General features: G+C 68.0%; 25 protein-coding genes and 1 tRNA gene. 16 read left to right on the top strand and 10 right to left on the bottom strand.

Going from position 1 to position 24,413, the window contains the following annotated elements:
- The first annotated feature begins 107 nt into the window (after window positions 1–107).
- Entirely contained in the window at window positions 108–305 is a 198-nt protein-coding gene (locus tag AC07U0_RS13030) for a hypothetical protein (RefSeq protein WP_494720439.1), read from the top strand.
- A 14-nt stretch (window positions 306–319) separates the two neighbouring features.
- Here AC07U0_RS13030 and AC07U0_RS13025 read toward each other — a convergent pair whose 3' ends face one another.
- Both AC07U0_RS13025 and AC07U0_RS13020 read right to left on the bottom strand, forming a co-directional pair.
- Window positions 320–2,059, bottom strand: a complete 1,740-nt coding sequence (locus tag AC07U0_RS13025) for a M56 family metallopeptidase (protein ID WP_494720438.1) — start codon at window positions 2,057–2,059, stop codon at window positions 320–322.
- Window positions 2,056–2,451 carry a BlaI/MecI/CopY family transcriptional regulator gene (locus tag AC07U0_RS13020; protein WP_494720437.1) on the bottom strand — a complete coding sequence of 132 codons (396 nt, stop codon included), beginning with the start codon at window positions 2,449–2,451 and terminating at the stop codon, window positions 2,056–2,058. Before AC07U0_RS13020 ends, AC07U0_RS13025 begins: the two co-directional genes overlap by 4 nt.
- 326 nt (window positions 2,452–2,777) lie before the next feature.
- Here AC07U0_RS13020 and AC07U0_RS13015 point away from each other — a divergent pair, with 326 nt between their 5' ends.
- Window positions 2,778–5,312, top strand: coding sequence for a TonB-dependent receptor (locus AC07U0_RS13015; protein ID WP_494720436.1), 2,535 nt, complete (start codon window positions 2,778–2,780; stop codon window positions 5,310–5,312).
- An 88-nt stretch (window positions 5,313–5,400) separates the two neighbouring features.
- Here the strand turns inward: AC07U0_RS13015 and AC07U0_RS13010 are convergent, their stop codons facing one another.
- Window positions 5,401–5,799 (bottom strand): host attachment family protein, encoded by a 399-nt coding sequence (locus tag AC07U0_RS13010; protein WP_494720435.1) that lies wholly within the window; start codon window positions 5,797–5,799, stop codon window positions 5,401–5,403.
- Between the two features lie 169 nt (window positions 5,800–5,968).
- Window positions 5,969–6,044: transfer RNA gene (locus AC07U0_RS13005), tRNA-Thr, on the bottom strand.
- An 84-nt stretch (window positions 6,045–6,128) separates the two neighbouring features.
- Here AC07U0_RS13005 and AC07U0_RS13000 point away from each other — a divergent pair.
- Entirely contained in the window at window positions 6,129–6,488 is a 360-nt protein-coding gene (locus tag AC07U0_RS13000) for a DMT family protein (protein WP_494720434.1), read from the top strand.
- Between the two features lie 96 nt (window positions 6,489–6,584).
- On the top strand, window positions 6,585–6,896 hold the full coding sequence (locus AC07U0_RS12995; RefSeq protein ID WP_494720433.1) for a hypothetical protein: 312 nt from the start codon (window positions 6,585–6,587) through the stop codon (window positions 6,894–6,896).
- Window positions 6,897–6,905: 9 nt separating this feature from the next.
- On the opposite strand, the gene AC07U0_RS12990 is transcribed toward AC07U0_RS12995, so the two are convergent.
- Complete coding sequence (locus tag AC07U0_RS12990) at window positions 6,906–7,325, bottom strand: hypothetical protein (RefSeq protein WP_494720432.1); 420 nt, start codon at window positions 7,323–7,325, stop codon at window positions 6,906–6,908.
- Between the two features lie 91 nt (window positions 7,326–7,416).
- Window positions 7,417–7,854, bottom strand: coding sequence for an HIT family protein (locus AC07U0_RS12985; RefSeq protein WP_494720431.1), 438 nt, complete (start codon window positions 7,852–7,854; stop codon window positions 7,417–7,419).
- A gap of 145 nt (window positions 7,855–7,999) precedes the next feature.
- Between AC07U0_RS12985 and AC07U0_RS12980 the strand changes: the two genes are divergently transcribed.
- From AC07U0_RS12980 to AC07U0_RS12960, 5 genes are all read left to right on the top strand, one after another.
- On the top strand, window positions 8,000–8,902 hold the full coding sequence (locus tag AC07U0_RS12980; RefSeq protein WP_494720430.1) for an enoyl-CoA hydratase-related protein: 903 nt from the start codon (window positions 8,000–8,002) through the stop codon (window positions 8,900–8,902).
- A gap of 22 nt (window positions 8,903–8,924) precedes the next feature.
- Window positions 8,925–10,097 (top strand): DUF3667 domain-containing protein, encoded by a 1,173-nt coding sequence (locus AC07U0_RS12975; RefSeq protein ID WP_494720429.1) that lies wholly within the window; start codon window positions 8,925–8,927, stop codon window positions 10,095–10,097.
- Between the two features lie 2 nt (window positions 10,098–10,099).
- Window positions 10,100–10,555: a hypothetical protein gene (locus AC07U0_RS12970; RefSeq protein WP_494720428.1), complete on the top strand. Its 456-nt coding sequence runs from the start codon at window positions 10,100–10,102 to the stop codon at window positions 10,553–10,555.
- A 31-nt stretch (window positions 10,556–10,586) separates the two neighbouring features.
- Window positions 10,587–12,398 carry an aminopeptidase P family protein gene (locus tag AC07U0_RS12965; protein ID WP_494720427.1) on the top strand — a complete coding sequence of 604 codons (1,812 nt, stop codon included), beginning with the start codon at window positions 10,587–10,589 and terminating at the stop codon, window positions 12,396–12,398.
- 62 nt (window positions 12,399–12,460) lie between these two features.
- Window positions 12,461–13,450, top strand: coding sequence for an aldo/keto reductase (locus AC07U0_RS12960; RefSeq protein ID WP_494720426.1), 990 nt, complete (start codon window positions 12,461–12,463; stop codon window positions 13,448–13,450).
- A 141-nt stretch (window positions 13,451–13,591) separates the two neighbouring features.
- Here the strand turns inward: AC07U0_RS12960 and AC07U0_RS12955 are convergent, their stop codons facing one another.
- On the bottom strand, window positions 13,592–14,026 hold the full coding sequence (locus AC07U0_RS12955; protein WP_494720425.1) for a DUF2147 domain-containing protein: 435 nt from the start codon (window positions 14,024–14,026) through the stop codon (window positions 13,592–13,594).
- Between the two features lie 132 nt (window positions 14,027–14,158).
- Window positions 14,159–16,492 carry an NAD-dependent DNA ligase LigA gene (gene ligA, locus AC07U0_RS12950; protein ID WP_494720424.1) on the bottom strand — a complete coding sequence of 778 codons (2,334 nt, stop codon included), beginning with the start codon at window positions 16,490–16,492 and terminating at the stop codon, window positions 14,159–14,161.
- Window positions 16,493–16,624: 132 nt separating this feature from the next.
- Between ligA and AC07U0_RS12945 the strand changes: the two genes are divergently transcribed.
- The 3 genes from AC07U0_RS12945 to AC07U0_RS12935 all read left to right on the top strand — a co-directional run bounded on the left by AC07U0_RS12945 (window position 16,625) and on the right by AC07U0_RS12935 (window position 18,809).
- The gene (locus AC07U0_RS12945; protein WP_494720423.1) at window positions 16,625–17,572 is read left to right on the top strand and encodes a M28 family peptidase; all 948 of its coding nucleotides are present in this window, start codon (window positions 16,625–16,627) and stop codon (window positions 17,570–17,572) included.
- 80 nt (window positions 17,573–17,652) lie between these two features.
- Window positions 17,653–18,276, top strand: a complete 624-nt coding sequence (locus AC07U0_RS12940) for a methyltransferase family protein (protein WP_494720422.1) — start codon at window positions 17,653–17,655, stop codon at window positions 18,274–18,276.
- Window positions 18,277–18,281: 5 nt separating this feature from the next.
- Window positions 18,282–18,809: a hypothetical protein gene (locus AC07U0_RS12935; protein ID WP_494720421.1), complete on the top strand. Its 528-nt coding sequence runs from the start codon at window positions 18,282–18,284 to the stop codon at window positions 18,807–18,809.
- 39 nt (window positions 18,810–18,848) lie between these two features.
- Here AC07U0_RS12935 and AC07U0_RS12930 read toward each other — a convergent pair whose 3' ends face one another.
- Window positions 18,849–19,298: a peptidylprolyl isomerase gene (locus tag AC07U0_RS12930; protein ID WP_494720420.1), complete on the bottom strand. Its 450-nt coding sequence runs from the start codon at window positions 19,296–19,298 to the stop codon at window positions 18,849–18,851.
- Window positions 19,299–19,383: 85 nt separating this feature from the next.
- On the opposite strand from AC07U0_RS12930, the gene AC07U0_RS12925 reads away from it, so the two are divergent.
- From AC07U0_RS12925 to AC07U0_RS12910, 4 genes are read left to right on the top strand one after another with little or no spacing between them, the layout of a single operon-like run.
- On the top strand, window positions 19,384–20,121 hold the full coding sequence (locus tag AC07U0_RS12925) for an RlmE family RNA methyltransferase (RefSeq protein ID WP_494720419.1): 738 nt from the start codon (window positions 19,384–19,386) through the stop codon (window positions 20,119–20,121).
- A 4-nt stretch (window positions 20,122–20,125) separates the two neighbouring features.
- Window positions 20,126–20,737 (top strand): hypothetical protein, encoded by a 612-nt coding sequence (locus AC07U0_RS12920; protein WP_494720418.1) that lies wholly within the window; start codon window positions 20,126–20,128, stop codon window positions 20,735–20,737.
- A gap of 3 nt (window positions 20,738–20,740) precedes the next feature.
- Window positions 20,741–21,811 carry a DUF2332 domain-containing protein gene (locus AC07U0_RS12915; protein ID WP_494720417.1) on the top strand — a complete coding sequence of 357 codons (1,071 nt, stop codon included), beginning with the start codon at window positions 20,741–20,743 and terminating at the stop codon, window positions 21,809–21,811.
- Window positions 21,811–22,824 carry a hypothetical protein gene (locus AC07U0_RS12910; RefSeq protein WP_494720416.1) on the top strand — a complete coding sequence of 338 codons (1,014 nt, stop codon included), beginning with the start codon at window positions 21,811–21,813 and terminating at the stop codon, window positions 22,822–22,824. The genes AC07U0_RS12915 and AC07U0_RS12910 overlap by 1 nt, the downstream gene beginning before the upstream one ends.
- Here AC07U0_RS12910 and AC07U0_RS12905 read toward each other — a convergent pair.
- Window positions 22,821–24,368 (bottom strand): cation:proton antiporter, encoded by a 1,548-nt coding sequence (locus tag AC07U0_RS12905; RefSeq protein ID WP_494720415.1) that lies wholly within the window; start codon window positions 24,366–24,368, stop codon window positions 22,821–22,823. The two genes, AC07U0_RS12910 and AC07U0_RS12905, sit on opposite strands and share 4 nt — an antisense overlap.
- Window positions 24,369–24,413 lie beyond the last annotated feature (45 nt).

The raw sequence follows: 24,413 nt of genomic DNA, 5'->3' as shown, positions 1-24,413 counted from the left end.
CGGCGGCCTGCAGATATTTACGACTTGGTAACGGCTGCGGACCGGCGCTATCGTGCCCGCCGTCTCCGGCGGCGACCTCGCCGTCTGCGCTCGAAAGAGGCTGAGCGATGGATCTGCCCGTCGATACCCCGCTGTCCTATTCGATCCAGCCCGAGGACGCGGGTTCGCCCGGCGTCGGGCCCTGGGTCTGGGCGGTGATCGACGAGGACGGGCGCAAGATCGTCACGGGCCTGGCGCCGAACCAGGACCTGGCCCAGACCCAGGCCCGCAACGCGATCTCCGACCGTTCTCCGACGGCCTTCTAGTCAGACGGGGCTGATCAGGCCGGTTCAGCCGCACGGCGCTGAAGCTCGTCGGCGCGGCGGTCCAGTTCATCGGCGCGACCCGGAAGGGTGCGCGACACCTCCTGAAGCTGTTCGTCGGTGACCGTGCGGCCCTGTGCGCGAGCCTCGGCGATCTGGCGAGCGCGGTAGGCGGGGTCGCGCAGACGCGCGGCCTCTGCACGCATCTGGTCGGCGCCGTTGTGCATCTGGCGCGCGCCGTTGCCCATCTGAACACGGGCATCGGCGCGGGCGCGGGTGGCCTGTTGGCGAGAAACCTCGGCTTGAGCGCGGGCCTGATCGGCCTGAACGCGCGCGGCGTCGGCCTGGGCGCGAGCCTCGGCCCGGGGCGCGGCGCTGGCGCGGGCGGAGGCGGCGGCCTGACGCGCGACATTGGCCTGTTGGCGAGCCTGTGCGGCCTCGGCGCGGGCGGCGGCGGCGGCGCGCTGCTCCTCGGGCGTGGCCTCGCGGGTGACCGTATAGCCGTAGCCGTAGCTGTAGGTGGTGGTCGCAGGCGGCGCAGGCGGGGCGGGCATGGCCGCGGGGGCAGGCGGCGCCGGCGGGGCCGGGGGCGCGCTCATCGACCAGTCGTCGGACGCCGCCGGAGTCGGGGGCGGCGCCGGGGGAGCCGGAGGAGCCGGGGGCGCGGGCGGGGCCGGCAGGTCGCCGTCCTGATCCGACCAAGACGCCTGAGGCGGGAGCGGAGCCAGAGGAGCGAGGGGGGCGATGACGGCGCTCATCGCCGGGATCGGAGGCAGCGGCGGCAGGGGCGCGGCTTCGAAACCATGCTCGCGGATTTCCAGCGCGGCCAGAGGGGTGGCGACGACAGCCAGGGCGGCAACGGTCAGGGCGACGGTGAGAGGGCGGCGGTTGGGAGAGGCGCTCATGATGCAGGCGATCCTTCTTTTGAGAGTGCGGGCGTTCGCGGCCATAGGGGTGGCGGCGTGCGAGAGAGACGGCGGGCAGGCGGCGAGGCGAACCAGGGCGCGGGCGTAGGTCGAGGCGTCGATGGTCTCGACCGCGGCGGCGTCGGCGGCTTCCTCTGAGCGGGCGGCCAGGACGATGTGCAGCCGCCAGACCAGCGGGTTGAACCAGAACAGGGCCACCGCCAGCCGCGAGAGGATCAGGAAGACCCAGTCGCGCCGCCGCAGATGGGCGAGTTCGTGGGCGAGGACGGCCGGGGCGGTGTCGGGCGCACTCAGGCTGGCGGGATCGACGACGATGACACCGGGCGAGACGCCCCAGCTCAGCGGGCTGGACAGGCGGTCGCTGCTGACCAGTCGCGGGCGGGGCGTGGGCGACAGCCGGGCCAGGGGCGTCAGCCAGGCCGGAGTGGTCACGGCCCGACCCTCACGGGTCCAGCGATCGAGGGTGACCAGGCCGACGATGAACCGGCCGACGATGGCCACGGCGCCGAAGATCCAGACCACGGCGGCGATCAGGGCGAGCGAGGGCGGGGGCAGGGCGCCCGAGACCTCCATCCCGGCGACGGGGCCGATCTCGCCGGCCCACAAGGGATCTGCGGCGACGGCGGGAACGGGCGCCGCCGGCAGGATGGCCAGTTGCAGCGACGGCAGCAGGGCGGCGATCACGGGCAGCAGAAGCAGCACGCAGACCGTGGCGCGCAGGATGTCGACGCGGTCGGCGGCCCGACGCGCGACCCAATGGGCTGCCGCCAGACCGGCTCCGGCGACCAGGCCAGACTTGATCAGCAGGGACAGGAAGAGGGCGAGGGTCATCGGCGGTCGTCCTTGCGCCCGGTGGCCCGTTCGGTCGCGTCGTCGATGGCGCGCTCAAGGGCGGCGGCCTCATCCGGGGTCAGCCTCTGGCCAAGGCCCAGCAGGGCCGTGGCGGCGCTGGCCGCCGACCCGGCGAAGAAGGTGTCGATCATCTTCTGCAGCGCGCCGGCCGCGACCGTATCGGTGCGGGGGACGGGGCGATAGGTCACCCCCGAAGCGCCCTGACCGCGGGCCACGAGACCCTTGGCTTCGAGCCGCGCCAGCAGGGTGCGGACGGCGGAATCACTGATCGGATCGGCCAGGGCGTCGCGAACATCGGCGACGGCCGCCGTTTCGAGTCGGCACAGTGTCTCAAACACCTCGCGTTCCCGGCGGGGGAGAGCCTCGATCATGACGGTTCCTCGGCAAGTGTCGCTACATATGTAGCGCTACATGCGTAGCGAATTGGGTCGGGATTGAGGCGGCGACATGAACTCGCCGTAGGGTCGGTGAAAGTCCGGTCGCCACTGGATTTGACCGCGCAGGCGCCGTCGGGGAAAGTCGGGCGGCCGTGGCGGACAGGTGTCGCGCCATGTATCAAAACCGACATGATCGGGACATGTCGGTGTCACTCAGCCTACATTCTTGCGTCACGCAGAATACATTTGGCCGTATCAATGCTGTGAACTGACCAATACAATTCGGTCCTAGGTTCCGGGTCCTCACTCAGGGGACAATAATGAACCGCCAAAACAAACTGCGCCTCCAGCTGCTGCTGGGGAGCGCTATCATGGCTGCCGCCATGCCGGCTCTGGCCCAGGCCCAAACCGTCGCTCCGGTCGCTCCCGAAGAGCAGTCGACGGCCCTGGACGACATCGTCGTCACCGCCACGCGTCGCGAGACCAACCTGCAGGACACCCCGATCGCCGTCTCGGTGGTCAGCGCGGAAATCCTGAAGGACCGCCACGTCCAGAGCCTGTACGACCTGGCCGACGGCGCCGTCCCCTCGCTGCGCGTCGCCACCTTCGAAGCCCGCCAGTCGGCCCTGACCGTCGGCATCCGCGGCATCGTGCCCCTCGACGCCAACCAGCCCGCCCGTGAGCAGGGCGTCGGCATCTATGTCGACGGCGTCTATCTGGCTCGCCAGCACGGCCTGAACGCCGCCCTGTTCGACACCCAGCGCATCGAAGTCCTGCGCGGTCCGCAAGGCACCCTGTTCGGCCGTAACACCGAGGGCGGCGCCCTCAACATTGTCACCCGCGAGCCCACCGGCGTGTTCGGCGGCCGGGTCGGCGGCGGCGTCGGCAACTACGGCTCCTACAGCCAGGAAGTCCACCTGGACCTGCCGGAATACAACAACTTCGCCTTCAAGATCGACGGCGTGATCCAGCACCAGGACGCCACCACCAAGAACCCGCTCGCGGGTCAGACGGGCTGGAACTACTACGACCGTCAAGGCATCCGCGCCGCCCTGCGCTGGACCCCGACCGCGAAGCTGACGAACATCTTCTCGTACGACACCGCGACGGATGAGAACACGCCGTTCTACAGCCAGCTGCTGAACTACAACCCGAACGGCTGCGCCACCGGCACCCAGGCCTCGCAACCGGCCTGCACCCTGCCGGGCACCAGCTACACCGGCCTGACCGGCACCGTGCGCCCGCTGCTCCCCGGCGTGGTCGTCAATGGCGACAGCCGCATGAAGGTCGCTGACATCGGCGTGCCGCAACAGCCCAGCGTCGATGAGACCTTCGGCTATACCAACACCCTGCGCTACGACATCACCGACGACATCCAGCTGCGTTCGATCACCGCCTACCGCGGCGTCGATGCGACCCAGTGGGACAACTCGGGCGGCGCCCACCGTCCGCCGGTCGTGGTCCCGGGCTGCACCGGAACCGCCTGTAACTTCAGCCGCTACTCGCTGGCCGACCTGCACCAGACCCAGTTCAGCCAGGAGTTCCAGGCTGTGGGTTCGGCCGGTTCGTTCGACTTCGTCGCCGGCCTCTTCTACTTCAAGGAAAACGTCGAGGACGACGCCGCGACCCCGGCTTCGATGGCCATCCAGGGCTACACCACCGCCGGTCAGACCACGGGCTACTCCTACGTCGTGATCGACCCCTGCACGGGTTCGGGCGGCTTCGGCTCGCAACCGGGCTGCCGCTCGATCGACCGCGCCTCGGAAGTCGAATCGACCAGCTACGCCGCTTACGGCCAGGTGACCTGGAACGTGACCGACCAGCTGCACCTGACGGCCGGCGGTCGCTACACCCGCGACCACAAGGACGGCGCCCTGACGATCTCGCGTAACGTCAACTACGCCGCCAACCCGGCCATCGCCGCCCTGAACGGCTACACGCCGCTGGACGAGACCTGGGAGCGCTTCAACCCGACCGCAACCGTCGCCTATGACGTCTCGGACGACGTTCACGTCTACGCCAAATACGCTACGGGCTACCGCTCGGGCGGCGCCAGCTCGCGGACGGCCAACTACCAGGCCTTCGGTCCGGAAGACGTCCGTTCGTATGAAGCCGGCTTCAAGGGCGACTTCATGGATCACCGCGCTCGCGTGAACCTGGCCGCCTACGCCATGGATCGCGACGACAGCCAGGTCGACATCTCGAACATCCAGTTCGCGTCGTCGGGCGGCTCGGCGACCAGCTTCAACAACCTGGTCACGATCAACGCCCCCGGCACCACGAAAATCCGTGGTTTCGAGGCCGAGTTCACCCTGCGCCCGATCGAAGGCCTGACCCTGAACGCGTCCTACGCCTATACGGACACGGAAATCCCGCTGGTGCCGATCACCAACTGCATCACCACGGGCACCCCGCCGGTCACCACCTGCGGCGCCCCGGTCGACCAGCGCTTCTACATCGTCTTCACGCCGAAGAACGCTGTCAGCGCCTCGATCGACTATGAGCACGGCGTGTTCGGCGGCGCGGCCAACCTGCGCTTCCACTTCGACGGCAACTACGCCGACGCCACCCAGGCGTTCGACCAGTTCGAAACGAAGAACGACTCGTCGCTGATCTTCAACGGTCGCATCTCGCTCGCCGACATCCGCGTCGGCGACACCCAGGACCTGACGGTCAGCATCTGGGGCCGCAACCTGTTCGACGAACAGTACGTCTTCCGCCGCGACCCGTCCAACAGCCTGCCCGCCGCGCCGACCACCAGCCTGACCACGGGCAGCATCGGCAACGTCATGGGCGACTACGGCAACTTCAACGCCCCGCGCACCTTCGGCCTGGAAGCCACCGTCAGCTTCTAAGCCTCAAGGCCGCAAGGCTCGAAACGACGACGGCCGGTGCGGAAACGCACCGGCCGTTTTCGTTTTGGCGGCATACCGCTGTGACCGGTCAGGCCTTGTCGATGGCGGCGGCGATCTGATCCGTTGAATGGCCCGTCAGGTCCTTGGCGATCTCGCCGACCAGTCTGGCTTCGGTTTCCTTGTGCCAGCCCTTGCGCAGCTGACCCAGGGTCTTGGGCGCCGCGATGACGAGCAGATGCTCGACCTTGTTGGTCAAAACCATCTTGTTGAGCACGTCAGCCACGCCCATCGCGAAGCCGTCTTCCGCCTGGGTGTCGTTGTCGGGATTGGCTTCGCTCGAGATGCGGCCCGCCGCGCCCGACGCCCGCTCCTCGATGGCCGGTGTCGGCCGGGCGGTCAGCTGAACGTCTTGCTGACCAGAGTTCTCGAACAGGGCGATCTTCTCGCCGTCGACGACAGCCACGAGGGCGCCTTTGGGAAGTTTCATCGGTAGCTCCGGCTTGTTGCGAGGGTCGCATCAACGAACCGCGCAGGGGCCGGTTGCGTGTTTTCGCTGCCTGCGACCCTGTGAAGTCGCGCCGACCCGATCGTGCCGGGCTTCCAGTGGACCTCGATCGCACCGGTGAACGGGACATCTGGCCTGTCGGTGGAGGGGCTGGTGCCGGCTGCAGGAATCGAACCCGCGACATCCAGTTTACAAAACTGGCGCTCTACCAACTGAGCTAAGCCGGCCCTTCAGCGAAGGAGCACGCGGTCGGGCCGCGTCCGGCGCGGGTTATGCTGGCGGAAAGCGTCGCGGGCAAGCATCCTGACGCGATGCGACTGTCTTTTCCCTATATCGCCCCCGTCCTGATGCTGGTGCTGTCGAACGTCTTCATGACCTTCGCCTGGTACGGCCACCTGAAGTTCGGCTCCAAGCCGTTGTGGATCGTGGTCGGGGTCAGCTGGGCCATCGCCTTCTTCGAATACTGCCTGGCCGTGCCCGCCAACCGCATCGGCCATACGGTCTATTCGGCGGCCGAGCTGAAGACGATGCAGGAGGTGATCACCCTTCTGGTCTTCGCCGTCTTCTCGGTGACGGTGCTGGGCGAGAAGCTGACCATGAACCATGCGGTCGGCTTCGCCATGATCTTCGGCGGCGCCTGGTTCATCTTCCGCGGGCCGTTCGGGGCGTAAGGATTTTCCGTGCAGGGAAAATCCTTCGAACCTCCACATGCCTTTCCGACGGCGGCGCGGCATAGGGGAGGGGACAGACGAACAGGGACGAACCCCATGACCCACCTCTCTTCGCAAACCGCCGGCTCCAAAGCCGGAAAGCCCTTCCTCAACCCCGTGCGGCTGGTCGGCTGGGGTGTGATCGCCGCCCTGATGCTGACCCCGGCGATCGCCATGCGCTTCACACATGAGGTCAACTGGACGGCGCTGGACTTCATCTACGCCGGGGTCCTGCTGATCGGCGCGGGTCTGGCCTTCGAGCTGGTCTTCTGGCGCGTGCGCGGCCTTCAGGCCCGGGTGGCCATCGGCCTCGGCATTCTGGCGGTGGTGCTGTTCTTCTGGGCGCAGGGGGCAGTGGGGATTTTCTGACCGGGCCGGTCAGCGATACCAGAAGGTCTCTTCGGTGGCGTCTTCCGAGCGGGACTCCAGAAGCGCGCCGCCCTGAAACATTGCCGAGCCTGCGCGATAGCGAACCTGATCCTGTTCGTCCGCCAGACCGCTGACCCAGATCAGCTGCAGCGTTTCCAGGCCGGCCGCGCACCGGAAGGACATCCGGTAGGCTGCGCGCACCTCACCCAGGTCCCGCTGCAAGGCTTGCAGGTCGCCGCGCGCGGGCCGACCGTTGATAGTCACCCGCGGCGGAGTCTCAAGGGGGCGCATCGACCGCGTGATCTCCAGCCGCTGACGGCCGCAGGTCGCGGTGAAGGTTTCCGCCCAGGGATTGGCCGGGCGGGGCTCGCGGATGGAGACAACCACTTCGTCGGTTTGGGCCGCCAGCAACAGGATCGCCAGAATCATAGTCCCCACTCCACACCGTTCGGATGACTCATCCTATGCGTGAATGGAGCGGCCAAACCACTGTTTCGTGACGTTCAGGCGGATCCGGCTACTACTCCAGCGCCGCCGCGATCCGCTTGGCCAGCCCCCTGAGCACTGCCGCGTCGGCCATCGGCGCATGGCCGTGGCCCTTCATCTGACGATCCGCCCAGCGGGGGATGATGTGGAAATGCAGGTGGTAGACGGTCTGGCCGCCGGCCTCGCCGTTGAACTGCATGACGCTGAAGCCTTCGGGATCGAGCGCCTTCGTGACCGCCTTGGCGGTGCGCTGGACGGCGGCAGTCAGTTTGGCCAGCACCTCGGGCTCGACTTCCAGCAGGTTGCGGGCGTGCGAGGTTTTCGAGATCACCAGCACATGGCCCTCGGACTGGGGGAAGACGTCCATAAAGGCGAGGACGTCTTCGTCCTCCCACACCTTCACCGAGGGAATGCCGCCCGACAGGATCTTCGCGAAGATGTTCTCGGGGTCATAGGCGCCCGTCAGGCTCATGGTCGTCTCCGTCGGCGGATTCTGTGTGCCGCCCCGTGATAGCAGACGGGTGCGGCGCCTGAGGAGCTTTGCCGTCGCGATCTTTGGGACTAAGGCGGACCAAAGCCGCGCCCGGGCGTTCAGACCGGGAGAACGAGGACCTGCAATGACCGACGCCAACTCCCCCCAGACCGACCTCAACGCCAGCGACGCGGCCAATGCCGTCGCCGATTCCAATCCGATCGCCCAGCCCCTGGTCATCGATCCGGCGCCGGACGCGGACAACGATCTGGTCCTGATCGAGTCGACGACCGACGGCGTGGTCTTCCTGACCATCAACCGGCCGGCGAAGAAGAACGCCTTCAACGCCGAGACCATCGCCGCCCTGCACGAGGCCTTCCTGACCCTGCACGGCGCCGACACGGTTCGGGTGGTCTTCATCCGTGGCGCGGGCGGAACGTTCAGCGCGGGCGCCGACCTGTCGTGGATGCGTTCGGCCGCCGACTGGTCCGAGAGCGACAACCGCGACGACGCCATGGGTCTGGCGAAGATGCTGAAGGCCCTGCACGACGTTCCGGCCCTGACGGTCGCTGTGGTCGAGGGCGCGGCCATGGGCGGTGGGGCGGGCATCGTCGCCGCCTGTGACATGGCCGTGGGCGTGGACGGCGCGAAGTTCGCCTTCTCCGAGGTCAAGCTGGGCCTGATCCCCGCGACCATCGCCCCCTATGTGGTCGAGGCCGTGGGCGCGCGCCGGGCCCGGGCCCTGTTCCTGACCGGAAACACCTTCGACGCCGACTATGCCGCCCATCTGGGGTTGATCGACATGGTCCTGCCGGACACGGCATCGATCGACGCCTTCGTCAGCATGCTGACCGACAGCCTGTCCGGCAGCGCCCCGGGCGCCATGGGCGACGCCAAGGCCCTGGTGCACCATGTGGCCGCTCACAAGCTGGACAACAGTCTCATGGAAGACACGGCCAAGCGCATCGCACGTGCTCGTGTTTCCGAAGAAGGGCAGGAGGGGGTGCGCGCCTTCCTCGAAAAACGTAAACCCGTCTGGGCTGTGTAGATTCTAGACGCGGGGGCGCGTGATGTCAGGAGAACTCGAAGTCGCGGCGCTGGCCTCGACCGGGGGATGGTTGAAGTGGAAGCGCAAGCACGCTGACATTCCGATCGGTACGCCCTGCGCCAACTGCGAGACGCCGCTGCAGGGCACCTACTGCCACAACTGCGGCCAGCTGGCCGAGGACTTCCACCGCAACTCCTGGCATCTGCTGGTCGAGGCGGTGGAGAGCCTGCTTCACCTCGACGGCCGGCTGTTCAAGACCCTGCCCAACCTGCTCCGGCGCCCCGGGCAGCTGACCCGCGACTTCCTGGACGGCAAGCGCGCCTCGCAGGTGCAGCCGTTCCGGATGTTCCTGGTGATCCTGCTGGTCGTGCTGTTCGTCAGCCATCTGGCTTCGAAGAAGGCCGAACACCACGAAGCGGTGAATGTCGCGGGCGCTGAGGGGACCTCGGCCGCTCACGATACAGCCGCCCCCGGTTCGGCCGCCCCCGGCTCGGCGGCCCCTGCCTCGGTCGTGCGCCCCACGGGTCTGACCGGCTTGCCGAATACCCCGCATACCCGGGCCGCGCTGGACGAGGCGCGGGCCGAGATCGCGATGGATCCGACCATGACCGCCGCGGAGAAGCGGACGGCGCTGCTGGCGGTCAACGGCGACTGGGCGAAATTCGGTCAGGCGGTCGCTGAACAGAAGGCGGCCCAGGGCGACGGCGAGGACCACCTGATTGATGTCGGGGACGGGGACAGCGCCCGGATGAAGTCGTTCAAGCATTGGGCCGAGGTCCGGGTGAAGGCGATCCGCGAGGACCCGGAACGCTTCGCCCTGATCATGGAAATCTGGCTGCACCGCGTCGCCATCCTGGCCCTGCCGGTGTCCGCCCTGATGCTGACCCTGCTGTTCATCTTCAACCGGCGCTTCTACGTCTTCGATCACCTGGTCTTCTCGATGCATTCGCTATCGTTCCAGATGTTGCTGGTGACGGTGATCCTGCTGCTGTCGATGCTGATCGGCGGCTGGGCCTGGTGGCTGATCCTGATCATGCCGGTTCATCTCTACAAGCACATGAAGGGCGCCTATGAGCGCAGCCGGTTCGGCACCATCATGCGGATGACCGCCCTGTTCATCATGACCACCTTCACCTTCAGCATGCTGGCCCTGCTGTGGCTCTACCTGGCCTTCAACGAGATGGCGGGGCATTGAGGATGCGCGTCTTCCGCTGTCTTCCAGCCCTGTCCGGCCTTGTATTGTTCGCCATGGCCGGGGCCGCCTCGGCCCAGTCGGCCTCATCGGCTCGCGATCCGGTCAATCGCGCCGATCTGGCCTGTATGACGGTGGCGGCGGCTGCTGTGGGGCAGGTCGAGGAAGGCAGCGTCGAGCAATTGGGTCTGGTCGCTGCCATGACCTATTATCTCGGCCGGCTCGAAACGCGCGCGCCCGAGGTCAACTGGCTGGACCAGATGCAGGCCTATGCCGAGGGTGATATCGAGGAAGAGTTCAAGACCCAGGGCGAACGCTGCGCCGGCGAGATGATGGCGTTCGGAACCCGGCTGACAGAATGGGGCGAGCGGGCCGAGGCCCTGGCGGCCAAGCAGGAAGGCGCTGGCAAAGGACATCCTCAGGGTTACGGACACGGCCAAAGCGGCAAACGCGAGCCTTGAGCCGACGCCCGTCCGGGCTTAGGTCTGCGCCATGCGCCAGTCCTTCGATGAAACCACCGATCCGTCCTTCGGGGCCAAGCACCTTCCGCTCGTTCGCGCCCGTCTGGCTGAACAGGGTCTCGACGGCCTGCTGGTCCCGCACGAGGATGAGCACCAGAACGAATATCTGCCCGAGGCCAACGACCGTCTGGCCTGGCTGACCGGCTTCACCGGCTCGGCCGGGGCCGCCGTCGTGCTGACGGACCGCGCCGCCGTCTTCGCCGACGGCCGCTATACGGTGCAGGTCCGCGCCCAGGTGGATCCGGGCCAGTTCGAGATCCTGGATCTGGTCGAAGGCGGGGTGCCGGCCTATCTGGCCGGTGCGCCGAAGGGGGCGGTCATCGGCTATGACGCCCGGCTGCATAGCCCCGACGCCCTGGCGAGCCTGAGCCGCGCGGCCGCGCGCGCGGGCGCCGAACTCAAGCCGGTCGACGTCAATCCGCTGGACCAGGCCTGGGGCGACGCCCGCCCGGGCCAGCCCCAGGCGCCGGTGGTCCCGCATGAAGACCGCTATTCCGGCGAGAGCAGTGCGTCCAAGCGCGCCCGCATTGGCCGGGCCATCGCCGACGCCGGCGCGGACGTCGCCGTCCTGACCGATCCGTCCTCCATCGCCTGGCTGTTCAATGTGCGCGGCGGCGACGTGATCCGTTCGCCCCTGCCGCTGGGCCAGGCCATCGTGGCCGCCGACGGCTCGGCCCAGCTGTTCCTCGACCCGGCCAAGGTCACCAACGAACTGCCCGGCTGGCTCGGCGACGACGTCGCGCTCAAGCCCTCTGGTCACCTCGACGAGGCGCTGGGTGAGCTGTCGGGTCGGAAGGTCCTGATCGATCCGGCGCAATCGTCCGCCTGGTATTTCGACCGGCTGGAAGGGGCGGGAGCGAGCATCGTGCGCGCCATGGACCCCTGCGCCCTGCCGCGTGCGGCCAAGAATCCGGTCGAGATCGAGGGCACGCGTCAGGCCCATATCCGCGACGGCGCGGCCCTGACCCGCTTCCTGCACTGGGTCGGGACGACCGCCCAGAACACCCTGCCGGACGAGCGCGAGATCGCGGGCGTTCTGGAAGGCTTCCGCGAGGCCACGGGCGCGCTCAAGGACCTGTCGTTCGACACCATCGCCGGGGCCGGCCCCAACGGCGCCCTGCCGCACTACAAGCCCGTCGGCGACAAGATCCGCCGCATCGAGAAGGGCTCCCTGCTGCTGGTCGACGGCGGCGGCCAGTATCTGGACGGCACTACTGACGTGACCCGGACCATGGCCATCGGCGAGCCGACGGCGGACCAGATCCGCATGTTCACCCTGGTGCTCAAGGCCCATATCGCCATGGCCGTGATCCGTTTCCCGGTCGGCACCACGGGGCACCAGCTGGACGCCGTCGCGCGGGCTCCGATGTGGATGGCGGGCCTCGACTATGATCACGGCACCGGCCACGGCGTGGGCAGCTATCTGGGCGTCCACGAAGGCCCGCAGCGCATCGCCAAGGCGGTGAACACCCAGCCTCTGCTGACCGGCATGATCCTGTCCAACGAGCCCGGCTATTACCGCGAGGGCCACTGGGGCATCCGCATCGAGACCCTGCAGGTCGTCACCGCGCCTGAGCCCATCCCGGGCGGCGAGCGGCCGATGCACGGCTTCGAACAGCTGACCTTCGCGCCTCTGGACCGCCGCCTGATCGACGTGACGATGCTGACCGAGGCCGAGCGCGAATATGTCGACGCCTACCACGCCGAGACCCTGGCCAAGGTCGGGCCGCTGCTGGATGGCGAGGCCCTGGAGTGGCTGAAAAATCAGGCAGCGCCGCTCTGATCCAGCCTTGCGGTTCGGCGGCGTCGTGACGAATTGAGGCTCCCACCGAAAAGGAGCGCCCCATGAAGACCCGTACGCTTGGAAAGTCCGGCCCGGAGGTCGGCGCCGTCGGTCTCGGCTGCATGGGGATGGCCGCCTTCTACGGGCAGGGCCTCGACGAGGATCAGGCGACAACGGTGATCCACCGCGCGCTCGAGCTCGGCGTCACCCTGTTCGACACGGCCGAGATGTACGGCCCCCACACCAATGAGATCCAGGTCGGGAAAGCCCTCGCCGGCAAACGCGACAAGGCCTTCGTCGCCACGAAGTTCGGCATCAACTGGAACGAGGACCGCACGGCGCTGAAGATCGACGGCTCACCCGCCAATGTCCGCCGCGCCATCGAGGGCAGCCTGAAACGGCTGAACATGGACCACGTCGACCTCTACTATCTGCATCGGGTCGATCCGGACACGCCGATCGAGGAGACGGTCGGGGCGATGGCCGAGCTGGTCAAGGAGGGCAAGGTCCGCTTCCTCGGCCTGTCGGAAGCCGCGCCGGCGACCATCCGCAAGGCCCACGCCACCCATCCGATCACCGCCCTGCAGACCGAATACTCCCTGTGGAGCCGGGAGCCCGAGGCGGAAATCCTGCCGACCGTGCGCGAACTCGGCATCGGGTTCGTGCCCTACAGCCCGCTGGGCCGGGGCTTTCTGTCGGGCGAGATCAGGTCGATCGACGACCTGGCGCCCGACGACTTCCGCCGCTCGAACCCGCGCTTCCTCGGTGACAATTTCCAGAAGAACCTCGATCTGGTCGAGGCGGTGAAGGCGCTGGCCGCGACCAAGGGGCTGACGGCGGCGCAACTGGCCCTGGCCTGGGTGCTGGCGCAGGGAGACGATCTGATTCCGATCCCTGGCACGCGCCGGATCGCGACGCTGGAGGACAATACGGCGGCGGCCGATGTGGTCCTGACGCCGGAAGACCTCGCCGCCATCGAGGCGGTCTTCCCGAAGGATGCGGCGTCCGGCGACCGCTACGCCCCGGCAGGGCAGGCGGCGTTGAATCGCTAGAGAAAATCTCCTCCCCCTCTTGGGGGAGGGGGACCCCGAAGGGGTGGAGGGGGTGAAGCAGATGCGATCTGCGGCTCCCCCTCCGTCACGGCGCGAAGGACGCCGCGACACCTCCCCCAGAAGGGGGAGGAGATTCTTTGACTACTGAACCCGCGTCCAGGTTTGCGTCTTGCACAGGGGCGCGACGATGCAGCCGCGCAGGCGCAGGGTGTTGGGGCTCGTCAGGGTGATGGTGCCGCGATAGGTGCCGCCGTCATCGGGATTGTAGACCGAGCCGTTGCGCCATTCGGTCGGGCCGCCGGTGAAGCCGTTCAGCATCGGCAGGTTGCGCAGGGTGCGGCCGCGCTGGGCCTGATCACGGTTGTGGCTGTCGGTCATGTTCGGGTTGGCCCGGATGTGGTCCGAGGTCACCAGCACGCCGCACAGGGCCTGGCCGCAGTGGCTGATGCGCACCTGACCGCCGTTGGTCGGGGTCTGCCACAGGCCGGTCGGGTCGCCGGGAGGCGGCGCGGCGACGGCAGCGGCGGCGAGGGCGGAGACCGCCAATGCGGCGGCGGCGAACAGGGAGGCTTTCATGGTCGTTTCCTTGGTTCGGGCCGTGTCGGCCCGTTGAGGTCAGACTGACCCGCGTTTCCGTTGGAAACAAGGCCGATCCGTCGATCACGGTTCCTTGATTGTCGATAAAAAACCGGACCTTAGGTCAAGTTTTCATCCGATCATCTCCAGCCAGTCGTCCTCACTGAGGACCGTAACCCCGTGCTTTTCCGCGTCTTTCAGCTTGGAGCCGGCGCCGGGACCGGCGACGACATAGTCGGTCTTCTTCGACACCGATCCGCTGACCTTGGCGCCCAGGCTCTCGGCGCGGGCCTTGGCCTCGTCGCGGGTGAATTTCTCCAGCGAGCCGGTGAAGACGACGGTCTTGCCGGCGACCGGGCTGTCGGTCTTCGGCTTCTCGGCGTCGACGACCTCGGTCAACTCATTGATGAGGGCGTCCACGACCGTGCGGTTGTGGGCCTCATGGAAGAACTCGGCGACGGCGCGGGCGGCGACGGGGCCGACCCCGGCGATCCCGGCGATCTGGCCCAATGTCTCCGACGGCCCGTCCTCGCGGGCGATGCGGGCCAGCTCCAGCACGGCGGACCAGTCGGGCGCTAGTTCAGCCAAGGCGCGGCGGGCAGGGGTGGCGACGCCGGGGAAGGCGAGGGCCAGCTTCTGGTCGATCGGGGCCTCGGGCCAGGGATCGGCGGGCGACAGCTCGGCGGCGGCCATCACCGACAGGGTCCGCTGGGAAACGCCGTGGCCATCGGCCAGTCGGGTCCACTCAGGCGACGGAATGCCCGATGCGGCTTCCAGCCCGGCCTTGTGGAATTCGGTCCAGCCGCCGAAATGCCGGGCCAGCAGCAGGGAGGTCTGGTCGCCGATGTCGCGGATGCCCAAGCCGAAGATCAGCCGTTCGAGGGCGATGGTCCGGCGCGCATCGATGCCCGCGATCAGGTTCCTGACGCTGGTGTCGCCATAGCCGTCCTCGGCGCGGAGCAGGTCCAGCTTCTCGGCGTCGCGGGCCAGACGGAAGATGTCGGCGGGCTCGTGGATCCAGCCGCGCTCATGGAAGGCGATCAACTGCTTCTCGCCCAGACCCTCGATGTCAAAGGCGCGGCGCGAGACGAAATGCTTCAATCGCTCGACCAGCTGGGCGTTGCAGATCAGGCCGCCGGTGCAGCGCCGGCGCACCTCGCCCTCGGGCCGCACCGCCTCCGATCCGCAGACCGGACAGTGGGTGGGGAAGACGTAGGGGACAGCATCTGTGGGGCGGCGGTCGAGCACCACCTCGACGATCTGGGGGATGACGTCGCCGGCGCGTTGCAGGACGACGGTGTCGCCGATACGGACGTCCTTGCGCGCGATCTCGTCTTCATTGTGCAGGGTGGCGTTGCGGACCACGACCCCGCCGACGGTCACCGGATGCAGTCGGGCCACGGGGGTCAGGGAGCCGGTGCGGCCGACCTGGATGTCGATGCCTTCCAGCACGGTCGTCGCCTGTTGGGCCGGGAATTTGTGAGCGATGGCCCAGCGCGGGCTGCGCGAGACGAAGCCGAGCCGCTCCTGCCAGTCCAGCCGGTCGACCTTGTAGACCACGCCGTCGATGTCATAGCCGAGGCCCGCGCGGTCGGTCTCCAGCCCGCGATAGACGTCCATCAGCCCGTCGACGCCCTCGACCCGGACCGAGCGCGGATTGACCTTGAAGCCCCAGGATTTGAAGGCGGCCAGCGCCTCTTCCTGAGTCCTGGCGAACGGCGCGGAGGTCTCGCCCCAGGCATAGGCGAAATAGGCGAGGGGGCGGGCCGCCGTCACCTTGGGATCGATCTGGCGCAGGGAGCCGGCGGCGAAATTGCGGGGGTTGGCGTAGGTGCGCTTGCCTTCGGCCTCGGCCGCCGCGTTGAAGGCCGCGAAGCCCTCGTTGGGCGCATAGACCTCGCCGCGGACTTCGATCAGGTCGGGCCAGCCGGAGCCGGAGAGTTTCACCGGAATGTCGGCGATGGTCTTCAGATTGGCGGTGATGTCCTCGCCGGTGCGGCCGTCGCCGCGCGTGGCGCCCTGAACGAGCACGCCCTTCTCATAGCGGATATTGGCGGACAGGCCGTCGATCTTGGGCTCGGCGACGAAGGCGACCGGATCGGCGTGCGGGAGCTTGAGGAAACGCTGGATGCGGGCCACGAAGTCGGCGACGTCGCCTTCGTCGAAGGCGTTGTCGAGCGACAGCATGGGGACGCCGTGGCGCACCTCCGAGAACTGGCTGGAGGCCGGCGAGCCGACCTTCAGCGACGGCGAATCCGCCCGGATCAGGGCCGGGAACCGGGTCTCGATGGCCAGGTTGCGGGCCTTGAGGGCGTCATATTCGGCGTCGCTCAGCTCGGGCGCGGCCTCGTTGTAGAGGAAGTCGGCGCGGCGCATCTCCGCCGCCAGTCGGGCCAGTTCGGCGGCCGCCTGGTCTTCGCTCAGGTCGTCGACCGGAAGGGATGCGTTCGGATTCGTCTGGGCCATCGCGCGTTTCATACCACCCGCGAAGGCGAGGACTGCACTCCCGGCGACGGTTTTTTGCGGCTGATGACAGAACCGTATGCTGACCCGCCCGGAGACGGAGGCTAGGGTCGAGCCAGTCCTTCGGAGCCTGTCATGTCGCGTCGCCTCGTCCTTCTCGCCTCTGCTGTCCTGTTGGCGAGCTGTCAGACCCCGGCCGCGCCTCCCGTCACGACCCCGCCCGCCATCCCGGCCGCCTCGCAACAGCTGCTGGACGACGTCCGCATCCTGTCGGCCGACGACATGGAGGGGCGCGACACGGGCTCTCCCGGCGGCGAGCGGGCGCGGGCCTATATCGTGTCGCGGCTGGAGGCGATGGGCATCGCCGCCCCGCCGGTCGGCCGGCTGCAGCCGTTCGAGGCCGAGGTTCCGAGCCGTTCGGGTCTGGTCCGCTACAAGGGGACCAATATCATCGGCCTGATCCCGGGAACGCGGGCGACGGATCGCTACATTGTCGTCACCGCCCACTATGACCACGTCGGGATGTCGGGCGGCCTGATCTACAACGGCGCCGACGACAACGCCTCGGGCGTGGCGACCATGCTGGAGCTGGCGCGGCGCCTGAAGGCCCAGGCGCCCGAGCATTCCGTCCTGATCGTCGCCTTCGACGGAGAGGAGCGGGGGCTGATCGGGGCGAAGCATTTCGTCCAGGCGCCGCCGGTGCCCCTGTCGTCCATCGCCCTGAACCTGAATTTCGACATGACCTCGCGCGCCGAGACCGACGGCCATCTGTGGGTCTCGGGCACCTACCAGAACCCGGCCTTCCGCCCCATCCTCGACACCGTCGCCCCCAATGGCGCGATCTCGCTGGCCTTCGGCCACGACACGCCCCAGGACACTGGTTCGGACAACTGGACCGACGCCTCGGACCATGGGCCCTTCTTCAAGGCGGGCCTGCCATTCATCTACATGGGCGTCGTCGATCACGCCGACTATCACCGTCCGTCCGACGATTTCGAGAAGATCACTCCCTCGGCCTTCATCTCCTCGACCGAGCTGGCCATCGCCGCCTTCCGGGCGCTGGACCAGTCGCTGGATCGCTAACTTTCGTCCGGGAGCGAACATTCGGCCTTGCGTCCGGACGGCCACGGGCGTTCACCTCGGAAAAAACGGGAGGTAAGGGCATGGCGATTACGACGGGGTTTGATCTCCAGCATATCCAGCGGCTGCGGAAATGGGCGATCGGGGGCTGTCTGCTGGCCGCGGTCGGCCTGTCGATGGTGACTGTCACCGAATGGGGCGACGGCGCCGTCCACGAGGGGATGGAGAGCCTCGGTCTGGGCGCCATCGTCGTGGCCATCGTCGGGCGCGCCTGGTGCTCGCTCTACATCGGCGGGCGCAAGAAGGCCGAGATCGTCGACACCGGCCCCTATTCGATCAGCCGCAACCCACTCTACCTCTTCAGCCACCTCGGCGCCTTCGGCATCGGCGCCCAGACAGGCAGCCTGACCCTGGCCCTGCTGTTCGTCGCAATCTCGGTGCTGGTTTTCCACTTCACCGTCCGGCGGGAAGAGGCCTGGCTGCTGAACGAATTCGGCGCCCCCTATGCCGACTACATGCAGCGCGTGCCGCGCAACGGACCGGACTTCTCGCGCTGGCGGGACAATCCGTCGCTTGAAGTCCGCCCCCAGTTCTTCCTGACCACCCTGCGTGACGGTCTGGTCTTCCTGCTGGCGATCCCAATCTTCGAGGGGATCGAGCATCTTCAGGATATCGGCTGGCTCGCTCCGCTGCTGCACCTGCCGTGAGAGACATGATGAAACGATCCGGTGCGATTCTGCTGGCGGTGCTGGCCCTGGCGGCCTGTGATGACTTCAAGCCCGCTCCGGCGGCCAAGGGACAGGCTTCGGCCCCGGCCGCGGCAGACTTCAAGCACCAGATTTCGGGCGATCTGTCGGGCTATTACATCCCCGCCGCGCCGATCTCGGTGGACGGCTATCGGGTCAAGGCCCTGTTCCTCGGCCAGTCGGCCGACTTCGCGGCCTGGGAGGGTGGATCGAAGTCCGCGACCTTCGCCCCCGTCATGATCGAGTTCGAGAAGGACGGCGCCGAGACCATTCGCGTCCTGCCGAAGACCTATGAAGTCACCGACGGCCGGGTGCGGTTCGAGGCGACCGATCCGCGTCTGGGCAATGTCGCCTTCAACGGGACGCTGGATCAGGGCGCCCTGGCGACGGCCCGTCGCAATCTGGGCGAGGAGGCGCCGGTCCTGACCGGGACGGTCCGCGCCGGGGGCTCGGCCTTCGGTGGTCAGAAGTTCCGCTGGTACGGGGGCGACTGAAACGAAAAAGGGCGGGTCCTGCGACCCGCCCTTTCAGTCTCAGGCCACGGTGGCCTTGAGGATCTTGCCCGGCTCGCGGGGCGGCTCGCCCTTGGGCAGGGCGTCGACGTTTTCCATGCCTTCGATCACCTGGCCCCAGACGGTGTACTGGCGGTCCAGGAAGGTGGCGTCGTCGAAGACGATGAAGAACTGCGAGTTGGCGCTGTTCGGATCCGAGGTACGGGCCATGGAGCAGACGCCGCGGACGTGGGGCTCGGAGGAGAACTCCTGCTTCAGGTTCGGCTTTTTGGAGCCCGAGGTGCCGGTGCCGGTCGGGTCGCCGCCCTGGGCCATGAAGCCCGGGATGACGCGGTGGAAGACAACGCCGTCGTAGAAGCCTTCCTTGGCCAGTTCGGTGATGCGGGCGACATGGCCGGGCGCCAGATCGGGCCGCAGCTTGATGACGACGTCGCCGGTGTCGAGGGAAAGGGTCAGGGTTTCGTCGGCCATGGGCGCGCTCCTTTATTCTGGTCCGGTTCTTCTAATCCGGTCGGGGGTCATAGCCCGGGAAGTCCGTCGGGGCTATGTGGGAAGCATGAGTAAGGACGAAAAGACCCCCCAAGGCTCCGAAGCGGCCCCCGCGCGTCGAAAGATGGTGCGCCCGCCGACCGGCGGCACGGCCCAGGGCCGCGGCATGGGGACCCAGATCAAGACGGCGGACAAGAAGTCGATGTCCTCCATCCAGTGGATCAAGCGCCAGCTGGCCGATCCCTGGTCGGAGAAGGCGCGCGCCGAGGGCTGGCGCAGCCGCGCCGCCTTCAAATTCGCCGAGATCGACGACCGCTTCAATCTGGTGAAGCGGGGCTCGCGGGTCATCGACCTGGGCGCCGCGCCGGGCGGCTGGGTCCAGGTCTGCGTCAATCGGGGCGCGGCCTCGGTGGTCGGGGTCGACCTCTTGCCGATCGAACCGATTCCGGGTTCGACCCTGATCCAGGCCGACTTCACCGATCCCGGCGTGGACCAGCAGCTGATCGACGCGCTCGGCGGTCCGCCGGACCTCGTCATCTCGGACATGGCGCACAATACCGTCGGTCACCGCCAGACGGACCACCTGAAGATCATCGCCCTGATCGAGATCGCGGCCGATTTCGCCATCCGGACCCTGCGTCCCGGCGGGGCCTTCGTGACCAAGAATTTCCAAGGCGGCGACGCCGGCCACGTCCTCGCCGACCTGCGCGCCCACTTCCAGGACGTGAAGTACGTCAAGCCCGAGGCCAGCCGGAAGGGCTCCTCGGAGGTCTATCTGGTGGCGCTGAACAAGCTGAAACGATAGCGAGGTGTATGTCACCGACTTCGTCACCACCGAGAAGCGCGCGGCCAAGGCCGAAGGTGGAGTCGAGCGTCGGATGACGGAGGCCGCAGTGATGATCGCGGTTGCCATGCACTTGATGGCCCAGCAACATCTAGAGGGTTCGCCCGGCAAAGTGTCCATCCATCCGGACGGCGAACACGCCAAGCAGTTCGACATAGTGAGCTGCCTGATGGGGCTTGGGTTCACGCGGACGAGCCCTGTCGGAACAACGGCCTATGGCGGCGTCTACTCTCGCGGTGCGGACACAGCAGTCGTCAATCCCAAGTCGGGGATGGGGGATGTCGTCGCCGCTGTCGGGGGGCGCAATGTCATCGTGGAATGCAAGGGGGGCGTCATCAACAGCACACATGGCGGAATCAAATCGCGCACCCGGAGCGGCCTTTCGGAGCTGATAGGACAGTTGATGGTCCTTCCGGAAGACGGTGCGAGGCAATGGGCCGTTCGGCCGTTCACGTCGCAAGCGCTGGAACTGGCGAAACGGCTCTCTACGCGATGCAGTAGGGCGGGGATCGAGATCGCCCTCGCGCGTGAGGACGGCACCTTGATGTTCGTACATTCGCCCGATCCGGTTGGCTGAGCGATGAGCGAAGCCGCCGTCCGCGAGGCCTTCGCCAAACAGGCGGCGATCTGCACCGCCGCCGGGGCGCCGTTCACGGGGCGGGTCTGCGACCTGGTCGGGATGCGGCTGGATCGATCCGGAGCCATCGGTCGGCGAGTGCTGGAATGGCCCGGCAATGCCTCGCACGAGGGCGACGCCTTGCCGTTGCGGTTCTGCGGCGGCCTGCACGATCTGGCGCGGTCGGGCGTGGATCCGGCTCTGACCGCCATCTATCCGCCGAACGCTGCCCCCGAAGACGACGATGCGGTCTGGGCCGTGCTGGCTGACGCCATCGCCGCCTATGCCGAGGCCCTCGATCCTTGGCTCGATGGGCCGCCCCAGACCAATGAGGTGGGCCGCTCGGCGGGGTTGATGGCCGGGCTGCTGGTGCTGGCCGACCGCTTCGGCCTGCCGTTCGACCTCTATGAGCTGGGCGCCAGCGCCGGGCTGAACAGCCTGCTGGACCGCTACGGTTTCGATCTCGGGGGGACCCTGGCCGGCGACCCGGCTTCGCCAGTGCAGTTGAAGCCGGTCTGGACCGGAGCGCCGCCGCCCTCGGCCGAGGTGCGGGTGGTCTCGCGACAGGCCGTGGATCGGAGCCCGCTGGACGCTGCCGATCCGGCAACCCGCCGGACCCTGTCGGCCTATGTCTGGACCGATCAGCGCGACCGGCTGGCCCGGCTGAATGCGGCGCTGGACCTTGCCGCTCTGAGCCCGCCGGAGATCGCCGCCGCCGACGCCGCCGACTGGCTGGAGGCACGGCTGTCGGTCGAGCCCGTTCCCGGCGTCTGCCGCGTGGTGATGCACACCATCGCCTTCCAGTATTTCCCGCCGCAGGTTCAGGACCGTATCCGCGCCCATATGGCCGCCGTCGGGGCGGGGGCGTCAGCCGAGGCGCCGCTGGCCTGGCTGACCTTCGAGGCCGAGGAGGACGGGTTCGAGCGCCGCCCGATGCTGCGCCTGCGGAGCTGGCCGGGCCCCGAGGAAGCGGTTGCATTGACGCGAGGTCAGCCCCACGGTGCACGCTATGATTGGATGTCAGGGGGTGCGTGATGAAGCCGATGCTCGCCATTGTCCTCGCCTTCGCCGGCGTCCCGCTTCAGGCGGTGGCGGCCGATCCTGCGGTGACGCCCATCGGCGCCGTGCAGGGGCGACCGCTGGGCGAGGTGCTGGCCCGGCTCGGCGCGACCCGCGATCCCGCCCCGGCGATCACACTCCAGACCGCCGAGGGGCGGATGGACATCTACCCCGTTGAAGAACTGATGCCGCCGACGCCCGAGGGCTGGAGCTGCGGCACCCGGTTCGTCGGCTCCGACGGCGAGCCCCTGCAGCGTATCGCCGGCGTCTTTGCTGTGGCTCGAAACGGTCAGGTCAGCGACTGGATCACTGCGCGGCGGCCCGAGAGCCGCGCTCGCGCGCCCGGCGAGAGCTTTAGCGCCCATCTCCGCGCTTCCATCGTCGAGGGGCACGATCCCGTGCTTTCGGTCACGCCGGGCCGCCTGCCGCTCTCCGACGCAGACGGCTTCCTGAGCCGCCGGCCGGATTTGAAGATCCCGGCGGACGCCGTCCTGACTCACGCCTGCCAGCCTATGCCTCCCTTGCCGACGTTCACCGGACGCAGGGACCCGGCCGGGTTCGACAGCGCCGGCCTGATGCAGGGACTGGCCCTGTTGCCGTTCGCCTGGCAGCTGAACGGTTTGAACGCCGAACGGCGCGAGGCCCTGGTCGCCGGCCCGGCGCTGTACGCCCGGATGCAACTGGGGCAGGTCCTGCCCGGCGGCGGGCAAGGGTTCGCGCGGGCGAACCGGGGCGTGCGCCGCTACGCCGATGTGGTCGATCCGGGTTATGAGGTCCTGGCGATCAATCTGGGGGACGAGCCGAGCAACAACCTGTCGCGGCAAAACCGGACGGCCCTGATCGGGGTTCGCGACGGTCGGGTGGTCTGGCTCGCCAACGGCAATGCGGCCGGAGGGCTCGGTCTGGTCAGCGCCCTGTGTATCGACGGCCGGAGACGTAGCCGGGCCCTCCGCTCGGGCTGCACCGATTTCGGCTTCTACAGCCCTTAGCGGACGACCGGCGTCCAGCTGAGCTCGTAGCGGTCCAGCTCTTCCTCGATCTGGTAATAGGCGGCTTCACCGATCTCGCCGGAGGTGCGCAGGGTCATCAGGGCGTCGCGCTTGGTGACCAGCAGATCGGCGCGGATCTGGTCGGATTCCAGCTCGACCCGGCCGTCGTCGGCTTCATCGCTCATGACGGCGTCGAGGCGTTCGCCGTATTCGTCCTTCAGGCGGTCGGCGACGCGCCCCTTGCAGCCCTTCAGGTGGTCGAAGGCGGCCTGGGTCACGACCTGACGGGCGTGTTTGATCTCATGCTCCAGAAGGCCGTCGTCCTTGACGCGCAGCAGTTTGATCAAGGGGCCCAGCGTCAGTCCCTGAACCACCAGTGTCCCCATCACCACCGCGAAGGTCGAGAGCAGCAGCAGGTCGCGGTGCGGGAAGCTCATCGGCAGGGCGTAGGCGGCGGCGAGGCTGACCACGCCGCGCATCCCGGCCCAGCCGATGATCAGACCACTGGCGGCGGTCGGTGGGCTGACGCCTTCCGGCAGGTTGATACCGAACCAGTGGTTCTTGAGCCGCAGGAAGGTGTTGTAGCCCATGACCCAGCCCAGCCGGGCAAGGACGGCGACGATCAGGACGGCGACGGCGAACAGGGCGTATTCCCCGCGCTGGGCCGGTTCGAGATGCCGCCAGATCGGGCCGATCTGCAGGCCGACGAGGGCAAAGGCGGTGGCGTTGAGAGCGAAGACCGTCGTCTCCCACACCGTATAGGCCGGGGCGCGCAGGCTGGCGGCGTTGCGCGCCGCGAACCGGGCGATGGTCAGGCCGTAGATGACCACGGTGACGATGGCGGACAGGCCGAGTTTCTCCGCCGCGATCCACAGACCGAAGGTCGAGATGAACTGGATCAGGATACTGGCCGGGGCGTCGGTGATGCCGCGGGTCAGGCGGCTGATCAGCCAGGCTGCGCTGACGGCGAAGATGACGCTGCCGAGCAGGGCCCAGGCGATCGTCGCCGCCAGGGCCCAGCCGGTCGCCATGCCGCCGACGGCCGCCGTCACCGCCAGCCGGTAGGTCAGCAGGGAACTGGCGTCATTGAACAGGCTTTCGCCCTCGAGGATGGTGCGGATGCGATAGGGGACGGGCACGGCGCGCAGGACGGCGGTGGCGGCCGCAGCGTCCGGCGGGGCGACGATGGCGCCGAGCGCGATGGCCACGGCCCAACCCATCTCGGGCTCCAGGTGTCTGGCGGTGAAGGCGACGGCGACGACCGTCAGCCCGACTGCGGCCAGGGTCATGAAGGTGATGGGCACAATGTTGCGCTTCAGGTCCCGCGGGGAGCTGTCGAACGACGAGTCGAGCAGGACCGGAGCCACGAACAGGGCCAGGACCAGCTCCGGGTCCAGGGTCATCTCGGGCGCGAAGGGCAGGAAAGCGACCGCCGCGCCGCCCAGCGCGAGGAAGGGCGGGAAGGGCGCCTTCAGCTTGCGGGCGACCAGCGACAGCAGGACGGCGCCGAGCAGAACCGCCAGAATCGTCTCGAAGGCGTGCATGTCGCACCATAACGCCGCAGACGGCGTTTGGCAGCGCGGCGTTGG

The sequence above is a fragment of the Brevundimonas sp. GW821-FHT02A10 genome, assembly GCF_059422025.1.
The sequence above is the reverse complement of the archived record's forward strand: the minus strand, read 5'-3'. Positions and strand labels throughout refer to the sequence as shown.